The organism is Sulfurimonas gotlandica GD1 (assembly GCF_000242915.1).
In the GTDB taxonomy this organism is placed as follows: Bacteria; Campylobacterota; Campylobacteria; order Campylobacterales; family Sulfurimonadaceae; genus Sulfurimonas; species Sulfurimonas gotlandica.
Genome location: NZ_AFRZ01000001.1, coordinates 641,485 through 664,975, shown reverse-complemented (window position 1 = coordinate 664,975; position 23,491 = coordinate 641,485). Strand labels below are relative to the sequence as shown.

Below are 23,491 nucleotides of genomic sequence, written 5' to 3'. Positions count from 1 at the left end.
TACTAAATATTTATTTAGTTAAAATACTGCGATGAAATTTTTCAATAACTTTATAAAAATACTACTTTTGTTATCTATAACTAATCTATATGCACACAAATTAGACAAAGTGTCTTTACAACTTCAATGGAAGCATCAGTTTGAATTTGCAGGCTTTTATGCTGCAAAAGAGAAGGGTTTTTTCAAAGATGTCGGACTTGATGTAGAGCTTTTAGAATACGACAGTACAAAAAGTATTTCAGAAGAAGTTTTAGAAGGAAGAGCACAGTACGGTCTCTCTTACTCATCAATCATAGCTGAGTATTTAGAAGGAAAACCACTTGTTCTTGTGGCAAACTTTTTTAAGCAGTCCCCATTAGTCTTAATAGCACAGGAGAGTATTGAATCGCCAAAGGATTTAAAGGGCAAAAAGATTATGGGAGTATCTGACTCTATAGATAATATTACTCTTTTACTAATGCTTGATAAGTTTGGTCTTAAAACTAAAGATATTATAAACATTCCAGCAAGTTTTAAAATTGATGAGTTTATCAATAAAAAAATAGATGCAATGAGTGCATTTACAACAAATGAACTCTATTATCTAAATAAAAAAGGCATTAAATATACGATTTTTGATCCTGTTGTTTACGGAGCAAAATATTATGATGTAAACTTATTTACATCAAAAAAAGAGGCTTTACAAAATCCTCAAAGAGTACAAAGGTTTAAAGAAGCATCTATTAGAGGTTGGGAGTATGCACTAAAGCATAAAGAAGAAGTAGTTGATATTATTTTACAAAAGTACAATACTCAAAATAAATCAAAAGAAGCTCTTCTTTTTGAAGCAAAACAGATAGAGCAGTTGATGTTTGCAAATATCTACAAAGTAGGTAGTATAGATAAGGATAGAGTTAAAATAATAGCTGATAGTTTTATGCAAGCCGGCTTTGTTAAAAAAATAAAAAACAGAGATATAGAGTCGTTTATCTTTGAGAGCTCAGCTTTTAGTATAAGCTTTTCTCAAAAAGAAAAAGAGTATTTAAAAAATAAAAAAATCATTTCAATGTGTGTAGATCCGAACTGGATGCCATTTGAAGCACTTGTAAATGGAGAATATATAGGACTTAACTCAGAGTTTTTAAAACTTTTTCAAAAAGAACTTTCAATCCCAATCAAAGTCATAGAAACAGATAGCTGGAGTGAGTCTGTAAAACTTGCAAGAGAGAAAAAATGTGATGTTCTTTCTTTATTAATGCAGACTAAGGATAGAGAAAAAGATTTTAACTTTCCAACTCCGTATTTAGATGTACCACCGGTTATAGTTACAAAAACAGATAAGGCCAGTGTAGTTGATATCTATACTATAGGCAAAGAAAAAATTGCAGTAGTTAAAGATTATGCACTTGTTGATATAATAAGAGATAAGTATAAAAACTTAGAGGTTATAGAGGTTAAAGATACAGAAGAAGGTTTGAAAAAAGTTGAAAACGGGGAAGTATTTGGTTTTGCAGGAAGTTCTGTAGCTATTGAATATAATTTTCAACATGGAGACTATGCAAGTTTTAAAATTAGTGCTCACTTTGCTGAGAAACTCTCTTTTGGTTTTGGTGTCAGGGAAGATGATATACATCTCTATAATATTTTACAAAAATTAGTTCAAAAACTCTCAGAAGATGACAAGCATGATATATTAAAAAAATATTTTACGATCAAGTATGAACAAAAGTTTGACTACTCTCTTTTTTATCAACTATTTGCAGTTGTGCTTATAATAGCCATCATATTCATCTATAGAAATGTAAAAATTAAAAAATTAAATGAAGTACTTCAAGAAAAAATGGAAGCCGAACTCAAAAAATCCAGCGATAAAGACAAGATGCTCTTTCATCAAAATAAACTTGCTGCAATGGGTGAGATGCTGGAGAATATTGCTCATCAGTGGAGACAACCGCTCACTCAAATAAACTCTTCCGTACTTCTAATAGATGACATACTACATGAAAAGAATTTTAGAAATGTAGATGTAGAAGAGAGGCTTTTGGAGATAGAGTCTTTAACAAAATACTTGTCAAATACAATTAATGATTTTAAAGATTTTTTTGCTAATGACAAGATGAAGAATGAATTTTTACTCAGAGAGATGATTGAAAAATCTATTTACATTGTAAAAGGAAGCCTCAAAAAGAACAATATTGAGGTGACTGTAGATATTGAAAATGATTTTAGATATTTTGGTTATGAGGGTGAGCTTCAACAAGTTGTAGTTGTTATACTAAATAATGCTAAAGATGTACTATTAAGTAGAAATATTAACTCTCCAATAATAAATATATCAATAGAATTAAAAGATGGATTTTATACAATTAGAATCTGTGACAATGCCGGTGGAATAACAAAAAATATTAGAGAAAAAATATTTGAACCATACTTTACCACTAAGCATAAGTCTAAGGGAACAGGTTTGGGTCTATATATGTCTAAAAAGATCATTGAAGAGAGTATGGATGGAGAGTTAAATGTGAAAAATCATAATATGGGTTCATGCTTTGAAATCAAGTTAAAGGTTAGCAGTGATTAATAAAAAAGAAGCATATTCAATTTTATATATTGAAGATGAAAAAGATATCAGAGCCAACTATGTAAACTACTTAGACAGACATTTTGAAAAAGTATATGAAGCTGCTGATGGTGAAGAAGGCTACGAGAAGTATAAGAAAAATAAACCTGATATTATGATAGTAGATATAAACCTTCCAAAACTAAGTGGTCTGGATTTGGTGAGAAAAATTAGAGAAAATGACCACTCTTCAAAGGTGATAATGCTGACAGCTCACTTTGATACGAAATATATGCTTGAAGCTACAGAGCTTAAGCTTACAAAGTACCTTGTTAAACCTGTTAGTAGAAGTGAGTTAAAAGATGCTTTAAACCTTGCTATCGACGAGCTTTCTAATTTTGAAACAAGATCTAAAAAGACAGTTGTTTTAAAAGATGGCTTTTACTGGGATATACAAAGAGAAGAACTTTTAAATAATAATTCATCTGCAGTTCTTACAAATAAAGAAAGATCGATTTTATCACTACTTTTCTCTTCTATAAATACTACATTTACCTATGATGATATTATCATGAATGTTTGGTATGAAGAGAGTTATGATCGAGATAAGTTAGATGCACTAAAGACAATCATAAAAAATCTAAGAAAAAAATTACCCAAAGATACTATAAAAAATGTTTTTGGCTGGGGATATAAGATTGAGCAGTAATAAATAATTATTATCAAAGAAACAGCATTTGGCTGTAATCATGCTGTAATCAAACTAAAACAACATTTTGGTACAATAATGAAAACATATTTCCAAGGTTATACAGATGAGTGCTAAAATTGTAGTAGTTGAAGATGAAGAGGATTTACTAGAACTTCTTGAGTATAATTTAGAAAAAGAGGGTTTTGAAGTCATAGGCTTTTTAAACACAAAAACAGTAAGTCAAATACTTGAAGAAGAAGAGATAGATCTTCTCATTATGGATAGAAATCTTCCTGGTGTTGAAGGCAGCGAGTTCGTTGCAAATCTACGTGAAGAAGGTGTTCTGACTCCTGTAATCTACCTAAGTGCAAAAAATAGAGACACAGATATAGAAGAGGGCTTTTTAAGAGGCGGAGATGACTACATGACTAAACCTTTTAATATGAAAGAGCTCATCTTACGTGTAAAATCAATACTCAGAAGAACTACTAAAAAATATAATGAAGGGCAGATTTCCCATAGAGATTTACTGCTTGACAAGAGTACAAGAGAATTACTTGTTGATGGCGAGAGTGTAGAGATTACAAAACTGGAATTCGATCTTTTATATGAGTTTATCATCAACAAAAACAGTGTTTTAGACCGTGATTATCTTCTTACAAATGTATGGGGTGACGGTGAAGCATATCAGTATAAAACTGTAAATGTTGCTATAAACCGCCTGAAAGAAAAGATTGATCCTGATAAGACAAAAGAGTATATTCAAACAGTTCGCGGAGTTGGATACAAGTTGTGCTAAAAATACACCAGATATTTATTATAAAGTTTTTACTTCTTTTTGTAGGAACTCTTTTTATTACATCTCTGATTAGTTATGTGGCTCTTAAATCAATTATAATAGAACATAGTGAAAATCACTTAGAAAATGCCATAGTCATGATGGGACTTGATTTAGAAAAAATAGATGATTTAGATGCTTATTCTCTTATAGTAAATAAACATACAAATCTTAGAGTCACTATGATAGATGCAGATGGTGTGGTCATTGCTGAGTCAAGTGCAGATAAATCAACTATGGATAACCATGCCTCAAGATATGAAATCATGCAGGCAAATAAAGATGAGTTCTCGCATATAACAAGATACTCCAAAACACTCAAAGTAGATTTTTTATATGTAGCTAAGAAGTTTTCTTATCGTGATAAAAATATCTATATCAGACTCTCTATGAGTTTGGCTCAGGTTATGAGTGATTTTTACTCTTTATGGTCTAAGCTTTTTCTTGTATTTTTAACAGTTGTCCTTATCGCATTTTATATCTCAAAAAGAATGAGTGCAAGAATCATTTATGATATCGAGCAAATCACTATCTTTCTAGATGAGATCTCAAATAAAAACTATAATGCCATCATAAAGACAAAGTACTTTTATGAGTTTTTACAGATATCTTTAATGCTTAAAAATCTTGTGAAAAAGTTAAGCACTAGAGATAAACAAAAGCGAAAATATACTGCAAAACTTAGACTCATGAACAAGCAGAGAAATGACATATTGTCAGCTATTTCTCATGAGTTCAAAAATCCTGTTGCTTCAATAATCGGATATACGCAGACACTTCAAGAAGACCCAGATATCAATCCAAAGATACGTGAAAAGTTCCTCAGTAAGATTAGCTCAAATGGAGATAAGATATCTCAGATGCTAGACCGTTTAGCACTGTCGGTTAAGCTAGAAAATGATGATTTGAAAATGGAAATTAAACGCTTTGATATGAAGACCCTTTGTGAAGAGGTCGTCTCAAACCTCTCTTTGAAATACAGAGACAGAGAGATAACTCTAGAAGCTACAAAAACTATGATAGAAGCTGATAAGACTATGATAGAGCTAGCTCTAATCAACCTAGTAGACAATGCTCTAAAGTACTCTGAGGTGGAAGTAAATGTGGTTTTAAAAGATAATGAACTCTCAGTGATAGACAAGGGTATCGGCATACAAGAGGAGAACATAGACAAGGTGACTGCCAAGTTTTACAGAGTGAAAAAAAATACTTGGGACAACTCTATGGGTATAGGGCTAGCTATGGTTAGTTATATTTTAAAGATGCACAACTCTAAACTGCAAATAAAATCTCAGTTTGCAGAGGGCTCAGTTTTTAGTTTTTCTCTTAAAGAGATGCTAATAAAATAGCAATTTGCCATATAATCGCAAAGATTTTTTTTATTGAGTTATATTTATACTATTAATTAAGTAGGAATAAATATGAGAGATTTTGAGGCCATTATATCGGAGTTAAAGCTCTATTTAGCGTCAAGTAAAAACAGAAAAGTTTTAGATAAAGATGTGGCAGATGCTCTTGATATGTCACAAGCAAATTTTGCTACTATAAAAAGAAGAAACTCAACTCCATATAGAAATATTTTGGAGTTTTGCAACAAAGAAGAACTATGCTGTAGAGATATGTTTTTTGAGTAGTATATTAAATTTTAGACTGTATAGTTATCTTTGTAGCTTCAAATAGTTCTATGGCTTTTTGAACCATAGGCTCATCTTTAATGTTAGTTCCATTGATTTCTTTGATTTCATTTTCAGTAGATGAGCAGTTAGTTACACAACTAGCACTTCCACCCATTTCAGCATCTTCGATCATAGACATACTCTGCTCATGTTGCATCTGAGGTTGCTTTATTTGTGCTTGAAGCTCAGGCTTTAGAGATTCTGGTTCAGGTGGATTTTTTTTTTCTTCTATTTCTTTTGTGCAGGCTTGATGTTTGATCTTTGTCTCAAAACCAAATGTCTCACGTACCAGTTGTTTTATAGCTGAGTAGCCGTGAGTCAGAGTCTTTTTACACTCTTCATTTGCACAACTCTCCCAAGTAAGAATTTCTTCTTCATAAGATACAAAACTGATAGACTCTTCGAAACATCTACCAAGTTCGGAATTTCTGTCCTTTACACTAGCTATTAATTCATTAAACATCTTAAGAGAGAGGTTTGGCATCTCTGGCTGAGGCTCAGGAATATGAGTCTCTTGATGTAGCATCTCATCTTCTTCTTGATAATATTCTTGAATAGATTCGGTAGATGCTACTTGATCTTGTGGCTCTACTGCTTCAACCTGAACTCTCTTGAGAGGCTCTATATTTATGCTAGATATCTCAGGTCTTTTTATCTCTTTTTGAAGAGATTCTATCATCTGATCAACCTCTTTTATACGAAGAGCTTCAACCATTTTGAAAAATATAAGAGAGAGAACAAATGAACCGTCAGCATTGATACTAAATAGTGATTTTGAATCACTAAGTATTCTAAAGAATCTATCTAATACAAGAGTAGAAAAGAGTGCATCTTGATTGTACATGCGCTCTTTAAGATAAGCTATAAGCTCATCTACAACCATCTCAGCTTCATAATCTTCTAGTATTTTTGTATATTGCACAAGACTGGCATAATCTTTGGCAAAGACAGCACTAAAGAGATCCATAATAAACTTAGGGTCTACAAGTCCAAGCATATCCGTTACGGTGTTAACATCTACATGATTTTTAGAATAGATGATTGCTTGATCGAGTAGAGTAAGAGTGTCTCTTAAACTTCCGTTTCCACTTCTGGCAAGTATTTCCAGAGCATCAGTTTCATATTTAATCTCTTCTAAGTTTAAAATATGAGCTAAATGATCTATGATTTTCTTGGTTGCGATTGATTTAAATCTAAAGTGTTGAGTACGACTCAAAATAGTCGCAGGAAGTTTTAGCGGGTCAGTCGTAGCTAAGATGAACTTGACATACGCTGGTGGCTCTTCTAGTGTCTTTAAAAGCGCGTTAAAAGCCTCTTTTGTTAGCATGTGAACTTCATCGATGATAAATATTTTGAATCTAGCTGATGCAGGTCTGTATTTTGTTTGTTCTATCAGGTCTCTAATGTCGTCTATCTTTCGTGAAGATGCAGCATCCATCTCAACTATATCCATGTGTCGGTTTTCGACTGCCAGTTTACAGTTTTGACAAACCCCGCAAGGTTCATGCGACATTCCCTGCTCACATATAAGAGCTTTTGCAAATATACGGGCAGTTGAAGTCTTCCCGCTTCCGCGAAGGCCAGAGAAAAGATATGCATGAGAGAGTCTATTAGAGTCAAGTGCAAGTGAAAGTGTCTGCGCTATAGTATCTTGACCTATAAGCTCATCAAAATTTGATGGACGATATTTTCTTGCTAATACTTCAGAAGACTCTTTCACATGCAACTCCAAATTAAATTCTAAAGATTTTAGCATCTAAAGAGTTAAACTATGATTTAAAAATTAAATATTTAATTTATTGTTTTGGCTTATATCATACAACTTAGTGAGATGTGAGAGAACTCATCTTTTGCAACTTTTTTTTGTATGGAGAGAATATTGTTTATCTTCTCAATAGATCTATTTTTAGAGTTTTCATGAATCATTAAAATTGAAGCACTTACACTAAGAAGAGGAAATTCTTTTTTATTTGAATCTCTATCTTTTGATAGTATATAACCTCTCTCTCTATCATCCTGAGAATAGAATGCTCTTACATCATTTGTAAACTTTTCAACTATATTTTTTATATCTTTTATGTATTTATCCTTATCTTCTACAAGATTTTTTACACCTGTAAAAAAATCATCTCCGCCTATATGCGCTTTGAAAAATTCCTGAGGAAGTGCTTTTCTAAGTATGTCTGCAAACAGTTGTATAACTCTATCCCCATTTCTAAAACCGTAAACATCATTAAAAGCTTTAAAATTATCTAAGTCAAAGTAGCAAAGTAGATATGTCTCTTTTGAAGTAGAAGCCTCAAATATATATTTTTCTATCATTGTGTTTCCAGGAAGTTTTGTAAGTGGATTCTGCTCTCTTGCAAAGAGAAGATTTTGCTCATTCATGATAGTGATGATAGCTCTTGCAGATAGAAAGCCATAGTATTCAGAGTCTTTTGTGATGATGATTCCTAATGACTCGGAATTGTTTGAGAAAAGCTCTATGATAGTTGATATGTCACTATTTATATCAGCTATTGCACATGGGTGCGTAAGATTTTTTAATTTAGATTTTGTTGAAGCATCGTTAAGCAGTAGAGATCTTCCATAAGGAGAGTAGAGAAAATCTTTGATCTGAGTATCTTGAAGAATCCCGACCGGCTCATAGTGAGAGTTTACAATTGGAATGATAGTAGACTCTTGGTGCTTTTTAAAGTACTCTATGACTGTACTCATTTTTGTTTTTACGTATAGAGTTGGAATTTTGACAATGTAACTACGTATCTCATAGCCCTTATCCATAAAACGTTGATCTCTGTTGACAATATCTGATATCTCAGAGTAGTATGGTTTTATTTTGCATACATCTGTTGTAGGTCTTTGTATAAAATAACCCTGCACTAAATGACATCCTACATCTCTACATACAAGAAGCTCTTCTTCTGTCTCAACCCCCTCAGCAACTACTTGGATGCCAAGTTGAACTGCTAAGTGTGTAATGCTCTTTAACATAACTTTTTTCTTTGGATGTTTGTGTACATCTTGAAGGAAAAATCTATCTATTTTTAGAATATCAGGTTTTATGTCATGTAAGAGTTTATATCCAGAATATCCCACGCCAAAATCATCTATTGCAATACAGTAGTTTTCATTTTTATAGTGCTGCATGATTGTCTGCATATTGTGGATGCCATCTAGCTTATGTCTTTCAGATATTTCAAAACAGATAGTATCTTTTTTTATATTGTGCTCTAAGAGTATTTTTCTGGTATTACCCTGGGTAAAATCCGGCATCTCAAAAAGACGATTATCAAGATTATAAAATAATTTCAGATCTTGGTAAATCTCAATCTCAGTAAATTTTTGAATTGTTTTTTTTCTAAGTTCTAAATCAAATGAGTAGAGTAAATTTTTTTTATATACTTCATCAAAAAGTGAAAATATTGATTCAAAGCCGGCTTCTAAGTAATTTCTTAAAAGCGCTTCTACAGCAAATATTTTTCCGGTATGAATATTGAGTATTGGTTGAAAAGCAATATCTAAAATTTTTAAGTTTTCATGCCACTCTTGGGGTAATTTATTTTCCATATCACAATTCTAGTCTTGGAATATTTCAAAATGGTTACCACCATATTTTACAAAGACAAAGAGTGTGTTAATAGGAGATTTTAATTCAAACGGTGATAATATTTTGAGATTAAGAAAATTGAGAGTAAGAGCAGATGCATAGTAAAAATAGTGATTTTATAGTGGTTAGTTATAACGGTGTTATTCAAGATCGCAGTAATAGACTGCTGGAGAGCTCCATTCTTTCTAAAAAAGATATGGTTAAAAATAAAAATATCAAAGGTATTTTAGTATCTCTAAAGGGTGTGATATATGAAGGTGACCCTAATATTGTAATGATGATGGTTAAATATTTGAATGTATTGAGCCAAAATCTTGGAATTCCAATTAGCATTATTGACTATAGTATGGAACTCTTTAGAATCTTAAAAAAGTGTACCAAAACTACTAAGATAAAACTGTTTAAAAATACTAATGTAGCCAATTTATTTCTTGATCCGAAAGCATTTAAAGAAGGTATGTGTGTTTTGGTATATGATGATGATGAAGAAAATAGTAAAAGACTCTCATCTGAACTTTCTAAATACGGCTATAGTGTAATAAGAGCAAAAGATCCAAAAGAGTTTCAAGAGCGTATGCATGAAGAAGCACATGACATCATAATTACGCAGAGTGCTTTAAATGAAAAACTAAGTAGCTCAGGTGCTTCTAAAAATAGTCTCTCTTTATCAAAAAATCTCATCATGAATCTTCCTGTTTTTATGGATACTGCAGTTGAGACATTAGTCTCTTTTACTGGACTTAATGCAGAGAAATCAGCACATAGTATTAAGGGTTTTGATACAAGTATAGATGCAAACAATATCTGCGCAGTTATGCATTTTAAAGGTGATTTAGAAGGTTTTTTCACACTTGTCTTCCCAAAAGATATAGCTATTATAGCTTTAGAATCTCTACTTGGCGAGACTGTAGAAGAAAATGATTTAGAGACTCTTAACGATGGTGTAGGTGAGTTTTGTAATATTATTACCGGAGCTACGAAGACAGCATTTGACAAAAAAGATATTAAAGTTATTTTTGATCTGCCAAAGACATATAACTCTCTAAAAGCTACTCAAGGTTACATAGGTGAAAACAGTGGTGTTTGGATTGATATGCAGTTAGCAGGTAAAGCATTTTACATGTTTATAACGAAGTAGTTAAATAGATAACCACTTCGCAGCAACAGCTTTAAGTGCATCTGGATTCTCAGATGCAAAGAATTTTAGAGTTGGTTTATCATATTGATGAGTAAACTCAAACTCATTCTCAAGATACTCAACTATTGCATCTCCTGAGTGAATGATAACGCTTTCTTTTGAAAAATAATTTTCTATTCTCTCTGAAATAAGTGGAAAGTGTGTACAGCCTAAGATGATAGCATCTGGCTTTTTAACATCTTTGAAGTAGTGCTCCATAGTAGCTTCTAAGATTTTACCACTAAATATCTCTTCTTCAACGAGAGGAACAAAGAGTCCTGTAGCTTTTGCTTGAAGGTTGTTGTAGCCTCTTTTATTTAGTCCAATCTCGTAAGCTTTTGAGTTTACAGTAGCTTTTGTACCGAGGATTAGAATATTTGATTCTTTGTCTTTTAGAGAGTTGGCAGTAGCTAAGATGCCAGCTTCAACAACTCCGATAACGGGACAAGCTGAAGTCTCTCTCATCTCATCTAAAGCGTAAGCACTAACCGTGTTACAAGCAACAATAATAAGGTCAAGTTCAAAATTTTTGAAAAACTCTACCGCTTCAATAGCGTAACGAATTATGGTGTTTTTATCTTTGATTCCGTAAGGAACGCGGGCAGTATCGCCAAAGTAGATGATTTCTTCAAAGAGTTGGTGCTCTAGCATAGACTTAACTACTGTTAAGCCACCGATCCCGCTATCGAATACTCCGACTTTCATTATTGATTTGTGTTCATACTTTCTAAAAATTCATCATTAGTCTCTTTTTTACCCATAGTAGTGTAGATAAATTTAAGAGCTTCAACTTCATTGTCTTGTTTATGTAGCATCTGACGAAGTATAAATACTTTTTGAAGAGTCTCAGGGCCGATAAGAAGTTCATCTTTACGAGTTCCAGACTTAAGAATATCCATAGCAGGGTATATTCTTCTATCAGCAATTTTTCTATCAAGAACAACTTCCATATTACCAGTACCTTTGAACTCTTCAAAGATAACTTCATCCATTCTACTTCCAGTATCAACTAGAGCAGTAGCGATAATAGTTAAACTTCCGCCATTTTCAATGTTACGGGCAGCTCCAAAGAAACGTTTTGGTTTGTGTAGAGCATTCGCATCTACACCACCTGAAAGTACTTTACCGCTTGAAGGTGTTACTGTATTGTAAGCACGTGCAAGACGAGTGATAGAATCAAGAAGGATTACAACATCACGTCCAAGCTCAACACGTCTTTTTGCTTTTTCTATGACCATCTCAGCAACTTTAACATGGTTTTTTGCAGGCATATCAAAAGTAGAACTGTAAACATCACCCTTAACACTTCTCTCCATGTCTGTAACTTCTTCTGGTCTCTCATCAACAAGTAAAACCATCAAATCAATTTCAGCATGATTAGCAGTTATCCCGTGAGCAATCTCTTTTAAAAGTTCAGTTTTACCACTTCTTGGAGGTGCAACGATAAGTCCACGCTGACCTTTACCGATAGGACAGAAAAGATCCATCATACGGCCTGTAAGACCTTTTTCTCTGTACTCTAGTTTGATTTGATCTAGTGGATAGAGTGGTGTAAGGTTTTCAAAAAGAGGTCTTTTTTTACTCTCTTCAGGAGGTAAGCCGTTAACAGCTTCTATTTTGATAAGTGCGTAGTAACGCTCTTGATCTTTTGGAGGTCTAACTTGTCCTGTTACTACGTCTCCGTTTCTAAGTGCAAATCTCTTTATCTGTGTATTTGACACATAAGCATCGTTGATACTTTCATTAAAACTTTTATCTATAGAACGGATAAACCCATATCCATCTTGCATAATTTCTAAAATACCACTAAAGAGTATGAAACCACCTTGTTCAGTTTGAGCCTTTAAAATTTCAAAGATAATATCTTGTCTTTTTAATTCATTTGGATGCTCAACATTTAACTCATTAGCGATTATTACTAATTCTTCGGTAGTTTTTGTACGAAGGTCTTCAACACTAGCGCCTTTTACAGGTTTGTGTGTTCTTGTTTTTGAGTTGTTTCTATTTGGAGTTGAACTTTTGTTAGTGTCGTTCTTGTTAGGTGTTTGTGAAGTGTTTTCACTCATAAAGTAAGTACCTTGATTTAATTGGGATTTTTTTTGTGAGAAGGGTTATAAGTTTTAATGCCGTAATAGTACAATAATAGGGTGCAAAAAGTCAAGGTTGATGATTTATTGCTCTACTTCACCAAGTGCTTTGAAGAGTAAATCTGACAAATTTTTCCTCTCATCTCTGTTTACATGAGCAAAAATCTCTTCTTCACGTGCTATAACATCAACTAAAGATTTTTCTAAAATCTCTCTGCCTTTTTGAGTTAGTTGAACCAGTTTACTTCTCTTGTCTTCTTCATTGTCGAGTCTTTTAATAAACTCTTTTTTTTCTAACCTTTTTAAAACTTTAGTCATTCCACCTGATGAGAAGAAAAGTCTTTCATATAGTTTTGTAGGAGTAAGTGTGTGTTTTTCATCATGAGCAGAGTGTAAAGATGCAAGAACATCAAGTTCGCTAGTTGACATATTATATCTCTCATCTAAAAGATTACCTATATCTGTTAAAAGCTTCTGAGAAAGCATTAATAGAGGCAGTGTTACATATCCTATGTCACTATTACTGCATATATGGTCATCTTTGTTCTCAAGGTGTAATTTTAATTCGTTAGCATTCATAAGACGAATTATAGTCATATTCTCAAGATAAGTAAAGATGTCTTTCTGGAAAGATATCTTTAAGAGACAATATGTTATCTTTCCAGCAAGATAAAATTTAAGGAAGTTTGAAATATGAAATATATATTATTGGCAGCAGCACTGTTTTTAAATATACAAGCAAATGAAACTAAGGGTGCTCAGCCTCCGCCATCTTTGGTTAAGACTGTAATGGTAAAAGAAGGTTATGCCAACTCCCTTCAAAATTATGTAGGTACGCTTTACTACGATAGAAATTCTAAACTGGCTTCTGAGACTTCAGGTGTAGTTAGCAAAATCTATGTGAAAGAGGGTCAGAGTGTAAAAGAAGGAACTGTTTTACTTAAACTTGAGAGTTCTATTTTAGAAGCCAAGGTAAAAGCAAAACAGGCTACTCTGGATTCTTTTTTAGCTCAACAGACAAAACAGCAAAAAGATCTTCAAAGAGCAGATGCACTTTTGAAGAAGCAGAGTATTGCTCAAAGTAGTTATGATAACACTTACTATACACTTGAAGCTCTAAACTCAGAGATAGATTCTCATAAAGCAGAACTTCTTTCTATGAAGATAGAACTTCAAAAGAAGAGTATACAAGCACCGTTTGACGCAGTTATTGTAAAAAGAGATGTATATATAGGTGAGTGGGTGGCAGTTGGAAACAGTGTCTTTAATGTGGTAAATCCACAAAGTATTGAAGCGAGAGTAAATATTCCAAGTTCACTTCTTGAGACACTCTCTGTAGGTCAAAAACTACAGGCTAAAATAAATGATAAAGATATAGAAGTAAGTGTAAAAAGTATAATCCCTTTAGCAGATAAATCAAGCCGTACTTTTCCTGTAAAACTTTCATTTAACTCTAAAAATAATCTTATAGAGGGAATGAGAATAGATATAAAAATACCTACACTTAAAAAAGAGAAAGCTCTGTTAGTTCCTAGAGATGCAGTAATTAAACGTTTTGGAAACTTTGTAGTTTTTAGTGTTGTTGATTCAAAAGCTATTATGATTCCCGTAGATGTAATTAATTATACTAAAAATGAAGCAGCTATAACAGCTGGCGGATTAAAAGTAAATATGAAAGTAATTACAAAAGGAAACGAGAGAGTCTTTCCAAATATGCCTGTAGTTGAGAAGGCTAATTAATGAACCTCATTGATATATCTATAAAAAAACCAGTAAGTGTTTTTGTCGGTATAGTATTGATTATGATGTTTGGTCTGGTTGCTCTAACTCAGCTTCCATATAAACTGACTCCTAATGTAATAGAACCTGAAATCGGCGTTGTCACTTTATGGCCTGGAGCAACTCCAAGTGAAGTTGAGCGTGACATAGTTGAAAAACAAGAAGAGCAGTTAAAATCTACTCCTGGTCTTGTAAACTATGAGGCAACAGCATCTGATAATCTATCTGAGATAACTCTGACTTTTGAAGTTGGAACTGATATGAATAAGGCTCTGCTTGAAGTGTCAAACAAACTAAATCAAGTTGATACTTATCCTGAAAATGTGCAAAAGCCGATTATCCAATCAGCAGGTTCAAATGCATCTCCTACCATTTGGATGGGTTTTGTTGCAAATGAAGGTAATGACAGAGATGTTGATACATATCTTACATATTTGGATAATGAAGTAAAAGAGCAATTCGAGCGTGTAAAAGGAGTGGCTAGCATCTTTGTTCCAGGTGGTACAAAAGATGAGCTACATATTAAACTATTCCCTCAAAGACTTGCGGCTCACGGACTTACGATTGATGCTGTAGCATCTGCAATTGGAAATGAAAATGTTGACACAGCGGCAGGAACTGTAGATATAGACAGACGTACTTATCGTGTAAGAACATCTGCAAGATTTACATCTATCCAAGAGTTAGAGCAGATGGTTCTGTTTAATGATGGACAAAAGAGCATACGCCTTGGCGATGTTGCTGAGATATCAAAAGGTTATGAGAAAGTTGTAGCAAATATTTTACAGTCAAGTGGAGATAAGTTAAATAAGGCTCTTATTTACGGTGTTAGAATGGACCCTTCTGCAAATGTGGTAGAAACTACAAACAGAGTTGAAGAAGTAGTGACAAATCTAAATAAAAATGTACTTCCGGCTCATAATATTCACCTAGAATGGTACTATGACCAAAGAGGTTATATTCAGGGTGCCATAGATTTAGTTCAGCAAAATATTGCAGTCGGTGCAGTTTTAGCGATTATTATCCTTTTACTATTTTTACGCTCATTTTTACCGACAGCAGTTGTTTCAGCAGCAATTCCTATTAGTATTGTTGCAACATTTATAGTTTTAAATATAATGGATAGAAGTCTCAACACCATCTCACTGGCTGGTATTTCATTTGCGGTTGGGATGCTTCTTGACAGTGCTATAGTAGTTTTGGAAAATATTGACAGACATCTAAAAATGGGTAAAAAACCATTTGATGCAGCACATGATGGAACTGTTGAGGTTTGGGGTGCTTTAGTAGCATCTGCATTAACGACTATTGCTGTTTTCTTGCCGGTTATCTTTTTAGAATCAGAAGCAGGACAACTATTTAAAGATATTGCCATAGCAGTAACTGCTGCCATTACATTCTCTTTGTTTGTGTCTATATCAGTTATCCCAATGTTTTGGACACAGCTTATAAAGATGAGTTCAAAAGATCATGAAAAAGAGCATGAAGTATCCCAAAGACCAGACTCATTTTTAGTTAGTATGGCTAAGAAAATTGCTGGTTTATTTATGTCGACAGTTGTCTGGAGTCTCAAAAGAAGAATAAATCAGTTTATAATGATTCTATTTATGGCTAGCATCTCTGTTGCTACCATCATGGTACTGTTTCCAAAGATGGAATATTTACCACAAGGAAATCAAAATCTTATTATGAACATCCTAATCCCGCCTCCTGGGCTCTCTGAAAATGAGAAGAAGGATATCGGTCATAAGATATATGAATATATGAAACCTCACTATAAAGATGAAGTGAACGGTATTCCTCCTATCAAGGAGAGCTTTTACGTATCTTTTGGAGACTTGATGATTCAAGGAATGATTTCAAAAGAAGAGAGTCGTTCTGCTGAGTATATTCCATTTATGATGCCAATTGTAAATAGCTTTCCTGGTGTATTTGGTATCTCTCTTCAGAGTGGTGTGTTTGAGCAGGGCATAGGTGAGGGGAGAAATATTGACATTGATATCAGCGGTCAAGATATATCTAAGCTTACTCAAATCGGTGGAATGTTATTTGGTGCTATCTCTGGTGGACTTCAAGGTGCTCAGGTTCGTCCTGTTCCTTCTATTGAGCTTCTTTTTCCAGAAGCTTTGATTATTCCAGATCGTAACTCTTTAGCAAATGTTGGAATGAGTAGCAGAAGTTTTGGATTTGCAGCAGATGTACTTTTAGATGGTCGTAAGATAAGCGAGTATACTCAAGACGGAGAGAAGTCTATAGATATGATTTTAAAATCTCATGACAGTATGATTAACTCTCCTGAAGCCTTGTATTTAACTCAGGTTACAACTCCAAAGGCAGGTTTAGTCCCAATGTCTGAGCTCTCAGAGCTTAAACATACTACAAGCATTACAAAGATTCGTCACGTAGATGGTAAGAGAACGATAACTCTTCAAGTAACACCACCGACTACTATGACTTTAGAAGAGAGTGTAGAGAGATTAGAAAAGATTGTAAAAGAGGGAGTACCTCCAGCTATGCTTCAAGACGGCACAGATGTTAAACTTGCAGGTAAGGCAGATAAGTTGGCTCAAACAATAGAGTCTATGAAGTGGAACTTGGTATTTGCTCTTGCGATTATCTATCTGCTTATGAGCGCTCTATTTGGAAACTTTATCTATCCGTTGGTGATTCTCTTTACGGTTCCTATGGCAACAGCAGGTGGTTTTGTTGGTCTAAAACTTACAAACATGTTCATAGCTCCACAGCCACTTGATGTTCTAACTATGCTTGGTTTTATTATCCTAATCGGTATTGTTGTAAACAACGCGATTCTTATAGTACACCAGTCTCTAAATAACATTCGTCACAACTCAATGAACTACAAAGATGGAATCATAGAAGCTACTCGTTCACGTTTGAGACCAATTTTTATGAGTTCTTTGACTTCTGTGTTTGGGATGTTGCCATTAGTTTTAATTCCAGGGCCTGGTTCAGAGTTTTACAGAGGTTTAGGTTCTGTTATAACAGGTGGACTTGCCCTTTCAATGTTGTTTACGATTTTAGTTACACCTGCACTAATGTACTTAATGTTAAGTATTTCAGGTAAAAAAGAGAAGGAGATATAATGAGAATAGTTTTAGTTTTTGTGTCATCATATATGGCACTCTTTGGATTGACTCTGAGTGAGTCTATAGACTTGGCCATAAGTAACTCTCCAAAAGTTTCAATCTCAAAAAGTAATATAAAATACAATGAGTATGTAAAAGATGAAGCGACTGGAGCTTACCATCCAACTCTTCAAGCAGGATTCGCTTGGCAAGAGCATGAGAACCCAACAGCGTTTACTTTTAGTCCAAGTCATAACTATAACTTGAGTCTAAAATACAACATCTTTAACGGTTTTTCTGATTACTCGACTGTCAGCTCAAAAGAGTCTGAAATTGAATCTGCAAAGCTTGAAGACAAAGCAGTTTTGGCAGACTTGAAACTCTCAGTGACAGTAGCTTATACTGACTATCTGAAAAAGCGAAAGAGCATTAAGGCTCAAGAAGAGCAGTTAACATCTCTTACAAAACAGTATGATAATACAAATGTAAGGTATGAGCAGGGAATAGTTGCAAAGAATGATTTGCTTCTAATAGATGTTGAAAAGCTAAAAGCAGAACAGGCACTCATAAAAGCAAAGAGTGATTTTATAGTTTCAAAGAGTAACTTAGAAAATACTATAGCCGTTAGCATCGCTGAGAACGAGAATATAGATGATTTTGATGCAAGTGTAGAAAATGTAAAAGATATAGATTTTCTTCAAGAGCAGATGATGAAGAATCGTAGTGAGATAAAAGCTATGATGTTTAAAAGTAAGTCACTTGGAAGTCAAAGAGATGCAATAACAGGTAACTATCTGCCAAAGGTAAACTTAGAAGCATCTCATCAGATTAACGATCAAGAGAGAGCCTCAGGTACAGTAATATATCAACCAAAAGACCAGACTTCCTATGGAGTTAACGTTATTTGGGATATATACTCAGGGTTTAGAAATTTAGCTATGAAAAAAGCTCTTTTAGAGAAAAATAATCAGCAAAACTTTCAACTTCATCAACTAAAGCTTGATTTGAAAAACCAACTTATAAAAGCTTATGAGGGTTTTAAAGTTGCAAAGAGTGCTAAGTATGTTGCTTCTCGCGCTAAAGAGAGTGCAAAAGAGAATTACCGTATAACATCTGATAGATACAGTTATGGAGAGGTAGATACTCTGACTCTTTTAGTATCTCAGTCAAATCTGACACAGGCTGTAAATGCAAACAACGATGCATATTATGACCTTTTTGTAGCGTACCAAACTCTACAGAGAATAGTTTCTGAGTAAGGTTTATTTGAGATTTGATACAGCATCTACAACAGAGGATATATTGACTTTGGCTTCATTGAGTGCTTTTTGAGTTCTCTCTGCGAGTTTTCTGACTTCATCAGCAACAACTGCAAAACCACGTCCATGCTCACCTGCACGAGCAGCTTCGATAGCTGCATTTAGTGCGAGTAGATTTGTCTGGTCAGCAATGTCTGAGATAGTGTCAAGTACATTGAAAATATCTTGTGACTGATGTTGAAGTGAGTTTAGCTTATCATTAAACTCATGCTCCTCTTCATCTTTTGCATCTTGGCACTCTTCTAGAATCTGAGCTTTTTCTAGTAGAACTTCTTTTTCTTCACTGATAATTTCTATTTTTGTATTCAACTCAGTTAGAAGAGTCTCATGTGAATTTTGTAATTCTTTTTGTCTCTCTATCAGGGTGCGGTTTTCACTTTGTACTTTTGTAACTAAAGATTCATTTGCATTAAGAGATTTTATTTCATCTTCCAAAGAAGAGTTAATCTCTTGAAGATTTTTTATAAGATCTTTGTCATCACTCTTAACTTCTATCTGTTGAAGTTTTGTGACTTCTTTAACTACAGTTTTTCTAAAAGTGAAAAAGCCGATCGCTAAACCTAATGCTATCCCTAATAGCCCTAGTAAAACACTTAATCCTAGTGATGATGTCTCAACAATTTTATCTTGGAAAACAACTTTGTCTTGATAGACTATTTTATCTTTATATATGATTTTATCATTGGAGTCATCAGAGTGTTGTTTTATAAGCTCTTGACCCTCTTTAGTTATCTTTATATATAACTCTTTCATCTTTTTGATTTGAATGGCATCTATGTTTGAGTTGTTTTCATGTAAATCTGATAATATTTTTAGTGTACGACTCTCTAGTGTCTCTAAAGAAGATACTTTAGTTTTATCAAGTGAGAGGGCAGTTGTTATGTTTTCATGAGTTGATAGAACAAGAAAGTAGAGTGACACTTTCTCTTCAGGAGTTAAGTCTAATGAGACTTTATCTATCTCTTTATTTAGTTCGTGGTAGTTTAGCTCGATCGATGAAGCGAATATAGACAATGTAAAAATAAGTGATAAAAGAAGTGTTTTCATGCTTGGCTAAAGCATATTTTATACCAAAGCCTATCGCATGTTTAAGCGTATATATTTTTGTTGAAATCATCAAAAGCTTTAAGAGTTTTTTCTAAAAGTTTTTGAGCATCTGCGAAGATTTTATCTAAAGAGTCTATATTATCTAGTTTCTCAGGAGCTTCAAGTTTTTTCATAGAGTCATCAAACATTTTAACTATGTTAGTTTTTACATTGTTTTTAGCGTTTTCATCTCTCTCTTTACTTGGCTCAAATATGCTTGCTATTTTATTTGCAAGTTGAGTCACTGGAGATTTTGGTGCTGCGTCTTGAAGTTCTTTTAAAAATGAGTCAATAAATGGTTGAGCTATTTTCATAAATGCATCTATCTCTTTTTTATCTTGAGCATCTATTCCGTTACTCTCTATATTAAACTGAAATGACTGCATCGAAGCAAAACTCATAGTAGTTTTTGAGCCACTTGCATTCTGTTCATGACTCATAGATGCCGACTGATGATTTGCGAAATCCATCTTTATAACATCACCGCTAGAAGTTTTCATAGCTATACTCAGGTCATGTGCTCTGTAAGAGTCAACCGCGTATGAAGTATTCATAATTTTTCCTTTGTATCTGTTGCATCTATATCGGAAAAAAAAGTAAATCATAAAGTTTAAAGAAGCATTTGTATAAAATGTCCTTATGAAAAATAAATACAGAATATTAGTTACAAATGATGATGGTTACGAAGCAAAAGGCCTACTCTGTTTAATAGAAGCTTTAAGAGAGTTAGAAGATGTGAAAGTTACAGTTGTAGCCCCCGCAAATGAGAAGTCTGCCTGTGGACACTCTCTTACTCTTGTGAGACCACTTCGTTTTGTAAGTGTTGATGATGATTTTTACAAACTAGACGATGGGACTCCTAGTGACTGTGTCTACTTATCTCTTAGTACAATCTTTGAAGATAAAAAACCAGACTTGCTAATAAGCGGAATAAATCGTGGCTCAAACATGGGCGAAGATATTACATACAGCGGAACAGCAGCAGGAGCTATGGAGGGAGTTTTACACGATGTTCCTTCTATCGCTATAAGTCAAGTTATGGATTTTACAAATCCTGATGGTGATTTTACACTTGCACAAAAGACTATAAAAGAGCTTGTTTTAAAGATAAAAAACGGAACATTTCCTCTACCTCATAGAGAATTTTTAAATGTAAATATTCCAGCTGATGTTAAAGAAGCTAAGATAAAAGTAACGTATGCAGGTTATAGGTTTTATGCAAATGATTCACACGTTCATAGAAATCCACGTGGAGAAGAGCACTACTGGTTAGGTCTGCATCCACTAAATTTCTCTCCAAGAGAGGGAGTTGATGGAGTTAGTGATTATGAAGCTATAAGAGATGGATTTATCTCTATTACTCCGATTCAACTTGATTTGAGTGCATACAAAAGTATGAAAAAACTTGAAGAGTGGATAGATTAGACAGTATGAGATATGACCGTATAAAACTTATTTTAGAAGATGATTTCACTAAACTTTCAAGTGCCAAGATACTGCTTCTTGGTGTTGGAGGAGTTGGTAGTTTTTGTCTTGATTGTTTGATTAGAAGTGGTATTACAGATGTGACAATTGTAGACTATGATACATATGATGAGACAAACCAGAACCGTCAAATGTGGTCTGAGATGCATGAGGGTGAACTCAAAGTAGAAGCTCTTAAAAAACACTATCCAGATATAAAAATCATAAATACTCGTATAGATGAGCAGTGGGTTTGGGACTTTGACTTCGATGAGTATGACTTGGTTTTAGATGCCATAGATGATACAAAAGCTAAACTTGCTCTTGCTCAGAAGTGTTACAAAAAACTTATCTCATCTTTTGGAAGCGCAAAGAGACTTGATCCTACAAAGATAGAAGTGACAGATATCTGGAAAACTTACGGAGATAAATTTGGTTCTAAAATCCGTTATGAGCTTAGAAAACGAGGTTTTAATAAAAAATATAGAGTAGTCTTTTCTTCAGAAGAAGCGCAGGTGAAAGCCAAAGGCAGCTTTATGGGAGTAACAGCATCTTTTGGTCTGGCTATGTGTGCAGAGGCAATAAAAATTCTAACAAAGAAGCAGTAATGAAATTTTTTTTAGGTCTATTGTTTGTTGTTAGCATCTGTAGTAATCTATCTGGTGATGATTTGATAGAGTATGACTATGAAGTAGATGCTTATTACTCAAATGTTTCAGCATTTATAGACCTTGACAGAGATAACAACATTACAGATGCTATCTCTTTTTCTGAGACTCAAATATACACAGACTTAATCTTAAATACTTTAAATCCAAATATATTTTTACTAGAAGCTGCCGTGCATCCTATGGGAATTGGTGGTCTTTACTTTAGACAAAATCATGAAGACATGTATGAAAAAGCAAAAGTACAAAATTTTAATTTGGTTAAATCAGTAACTGCAGGTTTTGAAGAGCCATATTCTCTTTCATTTTTCATAGGAAGAATGATGGTTTTTAAAAATAAAAAAGAAGATCACATAGGAAATAATAGAGCCTATATAGGTTACCTTGTCACTATCGGTGACTACTCTATAAAAGACAACTTGGCTCACTACGACAAGTGGTATAACTTGGAATTTAAACTAAAAGGTACAAGAAACAAAGAAGATAGAGACTTAGACTGGAGTTTTAGAGTAGGCAGTAGAATCCATCAAAATAGTGACTTTGAAAACAGTTTATATATAGGTGCTAGACGAAGTAGTATAGATTATAAAAAAAGTGCATGGTCATTTGTTTACAACAGTGCTTTTTCTGTTATGGCTGCGGTAAATGCAAAGACTTTGCATCTAAGTGAGATGGAACTTATTTTAGAGAAAAAATGGCCGCTTAGCTGGAGTGAAAAAGTCAGTTTTGGTCTTGGAATAGGTTATCTCTACAACAGTGGAGACAAGTACAGCGGCGCACTTAAAGAAGAGGGAATTGATAATCATCAACTTATCTTGCGTCCAAATTTAAAATGGTAATTATAAAGGTAATATTTGTTTGATTTTTTAGATAGCGACTGGTTCAATATTGGTTTAGAGATTGTCTTTTTGATTCTTATATCTTATGATGTAAAAAAATATATAGAGACTAAGAAAAAAGAGTACATTACAAATATAGTCCTAACGATTGGTTTTGCTTTTTGGGTTCTATATCCATACTATAAAAGCTATTTTGGCTGGAATGAGGTTCAAAAACAAGTGATGATTTCTACCTGTGCAGATTCTAATGACTCTAAGCTTTGTAAGTGTGTAGATGAGAAGATATTTAAAGAGTATGTCTACGTTGAGTATAAAGACTTAGATAAAAATTCTAGTGAGTTTAAAGAGTTTTTAGAAGAAGCAAAAGAGGAGTGTTTAGATGACTCATGGTTTTGATTTGAATGATCCACTGATATGTGAAGGCATCATCGGTGATGGATGCGGTGGTGGAAGACTCTTCATGGTTGAGCAAAACACTTTAAAAGCTTATGACCCGACAACAAAAGAATCACATGTTCTTTTAGAAGATATAGTAAAGCCTCTTAGCATCTCTAAGAGTGTATGTATTGTTACTGTAGTTTGTGAAGATGAGACTATAGAATTTGATTTATCTGCGATGAGAAAGATTTAGA

Annotated in this window: 21 protein-coding genes; 14 read left to right on the top strand and 7 right to left on the bottom strand. The window is 33.7% G+C overall.

Going from position 1 to position 23,491, the window contains the following annotated elements; genetic code table 11:
- The first annotated feature begins 31 nt into the window (after positions 1-31).
- From SMGD1_RS03125 to SMGD1_RS03105, 5 genes are all read left to right on the top strand, one after another.
- A complete protein-coding gene (locus tag SMGD1_RS03125; RefSeq protein WP_008337999.1) occupies positions 32-2,560 on the top strand; it encodes an ABC transporter substrate-binding protein in 2,529 nt (842 codons plus the stop codon).
- Positions 2,553-3,248 (top strand): response regulator transcription factor, encoded by a 696-nt coding sequence (locus SMGD1_RS03120; RefSeq protein WP_008337759.1) that lies wholly within the window; start codon positions 2,553-2,555, stop codon positions 3,246-3,248. The genes SMGD1_RS03125 and SMGD1_RS03120 overlap by 8 nt, the downstream gene beginning before the upstream one ends.
- A gap of 106 nt (positions 3,249-3,354) precedes the next feature.
- The gene (locus tag SMGD1_RS03115) at positions 3,355-4,029 is read left to right on the top strand and encodes a response regulator transcription factor (RefSeq protein WP_008338103.1); all 675 of its coding nucleotides are present in this window, start codon (positions 3,355-3,357) and stop codon (positions 4,027-4,029) included.
- Positions 4,023-5,417, top strand: coding sequence for a HAMP domain-containing sensor histidine kinase (locus SMGD1_RS03110; RefSeq protein WP_008337669.1), 1,395 nt, complete (start codon positions 4,023-4,025; stop codon positions 5,415-5,417). Before SMGD1_RS03115 ends, SMGD1_RS03110 begins: the two co-directional genes overlap by 7 nt.
- A gap of 72 nt (positions 5,418-5,489) precedes the next feature.
- Positions 5,490-5,702: a hypothetical protein gene (locus tag SMGD1_RS03105; RefSeq protein WP_008337859.1), complete on the top strand. Its 213-nt coding sequence runs from the start codon at positions 5,490-5,492 to the stop codon at positions 5,700-5,702.
- Positions 5,703-5,706: 4 nt separating this feature from the next.
- Here SMGD1_RS03105 and SMGD1_RS03100 read toward each other — a convergent pair whose 3' ends face one another.
- On the bottom strand, positions 5,707-7,500 hold the full coding sequence (locus tag SMGD1_RS03100; RefSeq protein ID WP_241761435.1) for a DNA polymerase III subunit gamma/tau: 1,794 nt from the start codon (positions 7,498-7,500) through the stop codon (positions 5,707-5,709).
- A gap of 53 nt (positions 7,501-7,553) precedes the next feature.
- A complete protein-coding gene (locus SMGD1_RS03095; RefSeq protein WP_008338121.1) occupies positions 7,554-9,314 on the bottom strand; it encodes a GGDEF domain-containing protein in 1,761 nt (586 codons plus the stop codon).
- A gap of 134 nt (positions 9,315-9,448) precedes the next feature.
- Between SMGD1_RS03095 and SMGD1_RS03090 the strand changes: the two genes are divergently transcribed.
- A complete protein-coding gene (locus SMGD1_RS03090; RefSeq protein ID WP_008337929.1) occupies positions 9,449-10,492 on the top strand; it encodes a chemotaxis protein CheX in 1,044 nt (347 codons plus the stop codon).
- Here the strand turns inward: SMGD1_RS03090 and murI are convergent, their stop codons facing one another.
- From murI to SMGD1_RS03075, 3 genes are all read right to left on the bottom strand, one after another.
- Positions 10,493-11,236 (bottom strand): glutamate racemase, encoded by a 744-nt coding sequence (murI, locus tag SMGD1_RS03085; RefSeq protein ID WP_008340615.1) that lies wholly within the window; start codon positions 11,234-11,236, stop codon positions 10,493-10,495.
- A complete protein-coding gene (gene rho, locus SMGD1_RS03080) occupies positions 11,236-12,597 on the bottom strand; it encodes a transcription termination factor Rho (RefSeq protein ID WP_008337828.1) in 1,362 nt (453 codons plus the stop codon). The genes murI and rho overlap by 1 nt, the downstream gene beginning before the upstream one ends.
- A 105-nt stretch (positions 12,598-12,702) precedes the next feature.
- Positions 12,703-13,197, bottom strand: a complete 495-nt coding sequence (locus tag SMGD1_RS03075) for a MarR family winged helix-turn-helix transcriptional regulator (RefSeq protein ID WP_188093529.1) — start codon at positions 13,195-13,197, stop codon at positions 12,703-12,705.
- A gap of 114 nt (positions 13,198-13,311) precedes the next feature.
- Between SMGD1_RS03075 and SMGD1_RS03070 the strand changes: the two genes are divergently transcribed.
- From SMGD1_RS03070 to SMGD1_RS03060, 3 genes are read left to right on the top strand one after another with little or no spacing between them, the layout of a single operon-like run.
- Entirely contained in the window at positions 13,312-14,358 is a 1,047-nt protein-coding gene (locus SMGD1_RS03070) for an efflux RND transporter periplasmic adaptor subunit (protein WP_008338101.1), read from the top strand.
- On the top strand, positions 14,358-17,501 hold the full coding sequence (locus tag SMGD1_RS03065) for an efflux RND transporter permease subunit (protein WP_008337736.1): 3,144 nt from the start codon (positions 14,358-14,360) through the stop codon (positions 17,499-17,501). The genes SMGD1_RS03070 and SMGD1_RS03065 overlap by 1 nt, the downstream gene beginning before the upstream one ends.
- A complete protein-coding gene (locus tag SMGD1_RS03060) occupies positions 17,501-18,742 on the top strand; it encodes a TolC family protein (RefSeq protein WP_008337658.1) in 1,242 nt (413 codons plus the stop codon). The genes SMGD1_RS03065 and SMGD1_RS03060 overlap by 1 nt, the downstream gene beginning before the upstream one ends.
- Positions 18,743-18,745: 3 nt before the next feature.
- On the opposite strand, the gene SMGD1_RS14995 is transcribed toward SMGD1_RS03060, so the two are convergent.
- Both SMGD1_RS14995 and SMGD1_RS03050 read right to left on the bottom strand, forming a co-directional pair.
- Positions 18,746-19,849, bottom strand: a complete 1,104-nt coding sequence (locus SMGD1_RS14995; protein WP_008337777.1) for a methyl-accepting chemotaxis protein — start codon at positions 19,847-19,849, stop codon at positions 18,746-18,748.
- A 41-nt stretch (positions 19,850-19,890) separates the two neighbouring features.
- On the bottom strand, positions 19,891-20,442 hold the full coding sequence (locus tag SMGD1_RS03050) for a hypothetical protein (protein ID WP_008338135.1): 552 nt from the start codon (positions 20,440-20,442) through the stop codon (positions 19,891-19,893).
- An 85-nt stretch (positions 20,443-20,527) separates the two neighbouring features.
- On the opposite strand from SMGD1_RS03050, the gene surE reads away from it, so the two are divergent.
- Genes surE through SMGD1_RS03025 form a run of 5 tightly spaced genes read left to right on the top strand, consistent with a single transcriptional unit; the run spans position 20,528 to position 23,490 of the window.
- Positions 20,528-21,313 (top strand): 5'/3'-nucleotidase SurE, encoded by a 786-nt coding sequence (surE, locus tag SMGD1_RS03045; RefSeq protein WP_008337651.1) that lies wholly within the window; start codon positions 20,528-20,530, stop codon positions 21,311-21,313.
- A gap of 5 nt (positions 21,314-21,318) precedes the next feature.
- Entirely contained in the window at positions 21,319-21,960 is a 642-nt protein-coding gene (locus tag SMGD1_RS03040; RefSeq protein ID WP_008337896.1) for a tRNA threonylcarbamoyladenosine dehydratase, read from the top strand.
- Positions 21,960-22,859, top strand: coding sequence for a hypothetical protein (locus SMGD1_RS03035; protein WP_008338008.1), 900 nt, complete (start codon positions 21,960-21,962; stop codon positions 22,857-22,859). Before SMGD1_RS03040 ends, SMGD1_RS03035 begins: the two co-directional genes overlap by 1 nt.
- 15 nt (positions 22,860-22,874) lie before the next feature.
- Complete coding sequence (locus SMGD1_RS03030; protein WP_008340609.1) at positions 22,875-23,255, top strand: hypothetical protein; 381 nt, start codon at positions 22,875-22,877, stop codon at positions 23,253-23,255.
- Complete coding sequence (locus SMGD1_RS03025) at positions 23,239-23,490, top strand: hypothetical protein (protein WP_008337661.1); 252 nt, start codon at positions 23,239-23,241, stop codon at positions 23,488-23,490. The genes SMGD1_RS03030 and SMGD1_RS03025 overlap by 17 nt, the downstream gene beginning before the upstream one ends.
- The last annotated feature ends 1 nt before the right edge of the window (position 23,491 follow it).

Bases quoted from the DNA above. Each gene is read 5' to 3' on its own strand.
- SMGD1_RS03125 (WP_008337999.1), top strand. From the start codon at position 32: ATGAAATTTTTCAATAACTTTATAAAAATACTACTTTTGTTATCTATA.
- SMGD1_RS03115 (WP_008338103.1), top strand. From the start codon at position 3,355: ATGAGTGCTAAAATTGTAGTAGTTGAAGATGAAGAGGATTTACTAGAA.
- SMGD1_RS03105 (WP_008337859.1), top strand. From the start codon at position 5,490: ATGAGAGATTTTGAGGCCATTATATCGGAGTTAAAGCTCTATTTAGCG.
- SMGD1_RS03100 (WP_241761435.1), bottom strand. From the start codon at position 7,500: ATGCTAAAATCTTTAGAATTTAATTTGGAGTTGCATGTGAAAGAGTCT.
- SMGD1_RS03095 (WP_008338121.1), bottom strand. From the start codon at position 9,314: ATGGAAAATAAATTACCCCAAGAGTGGCATGAAAACTTAAAAATTTTA.
- SMGD1_RS03090 (WP_008337929.1), top strand. From the start codon at position 9,449: ATGCATAGTAAAAATAGTGATTTTATAGTGGTTAGTTATAACGGTGTT.
- murI (WP_008340615.1), bottom strand. From the start codon at position 11,236: ATGAAAGTCGGAGTATTCGATAGCGGGATCGGTGGCTTAACAGTAGTT.
- rho (WP_008337828.1), bottom strand. From the start codon at position 12,597: ATGAGTGAAAACACTTCACAAACACCTAACAAGAACGACACTAACAAA.
- SMGD1_RS03075 (WP_188093529.1), bottom strand. From the start codon at position 13,197: ATGAATGCTAACGAATTAAAATTACACCTTGAGAACAAAGATGACCAT.
- SMGD1_RS03070 (WP_008338101.1), top strand. From the start codon at position 13,312: ATGAAATATATATTATTGGCAGCAGCACTGTTTTTAAATATACAAGCA.
- SMGD1_RS03065 (WP_008337736.1), top strand. From the start codon at position 14,358: ATGAACCTCATTGATATATCTATAAAAAAACCAGTAAGTGTTTTTGTC.
- SMGD1_RS03060 (WP_008337658.1), top strand. From the start codon at position 17,501: ATGAGAATAGTTTTAGTTTTTGTGTCATCATATATGGCACTCTTTGGA.
- SMGD1_RS14995 (WP_008337777.1), bottom strand. From the start codon at position 19,849: ATGAAAACACTTCTTTTATCACTTATTTTTACATTGTCTATATTCGCT.
- SMGD1_RS03050 (WP_008338135.1), bottom strand. From the start codon at position 20,442: ATGAATACTTCATACGCGGTTGACTCTTACAGAGCACATGACCTGAGT.
- surE (WP_008337651.1), top strand. From the start codon at position 20,528: ATGAAAAATAAATACAGAATATTAGTTACAAATGATGATGGTTACGAA.
- SMGD1_RS03040 (WP_008337896.1), top strand. From the start codon at position 21,319: ATGAGATATGACCGTATAAAACTTATTTTAGAAGATGATTTCACTAAA.
- SMGD1_RS03035 (WP_008338008.1), top strand. From the start codon at position 21,960: ATGAAATTTTTTTTAGGTCTATTGTTTGTTGTTAGCATCTGTAGTAAT.
- SMGD1_RS03025 (WP_008337661.1), top strand. From the start codon at position 23,239: ATGACTCATGGTTTTGATTTGAATGATCCACTGATATGTGAAGGCATC.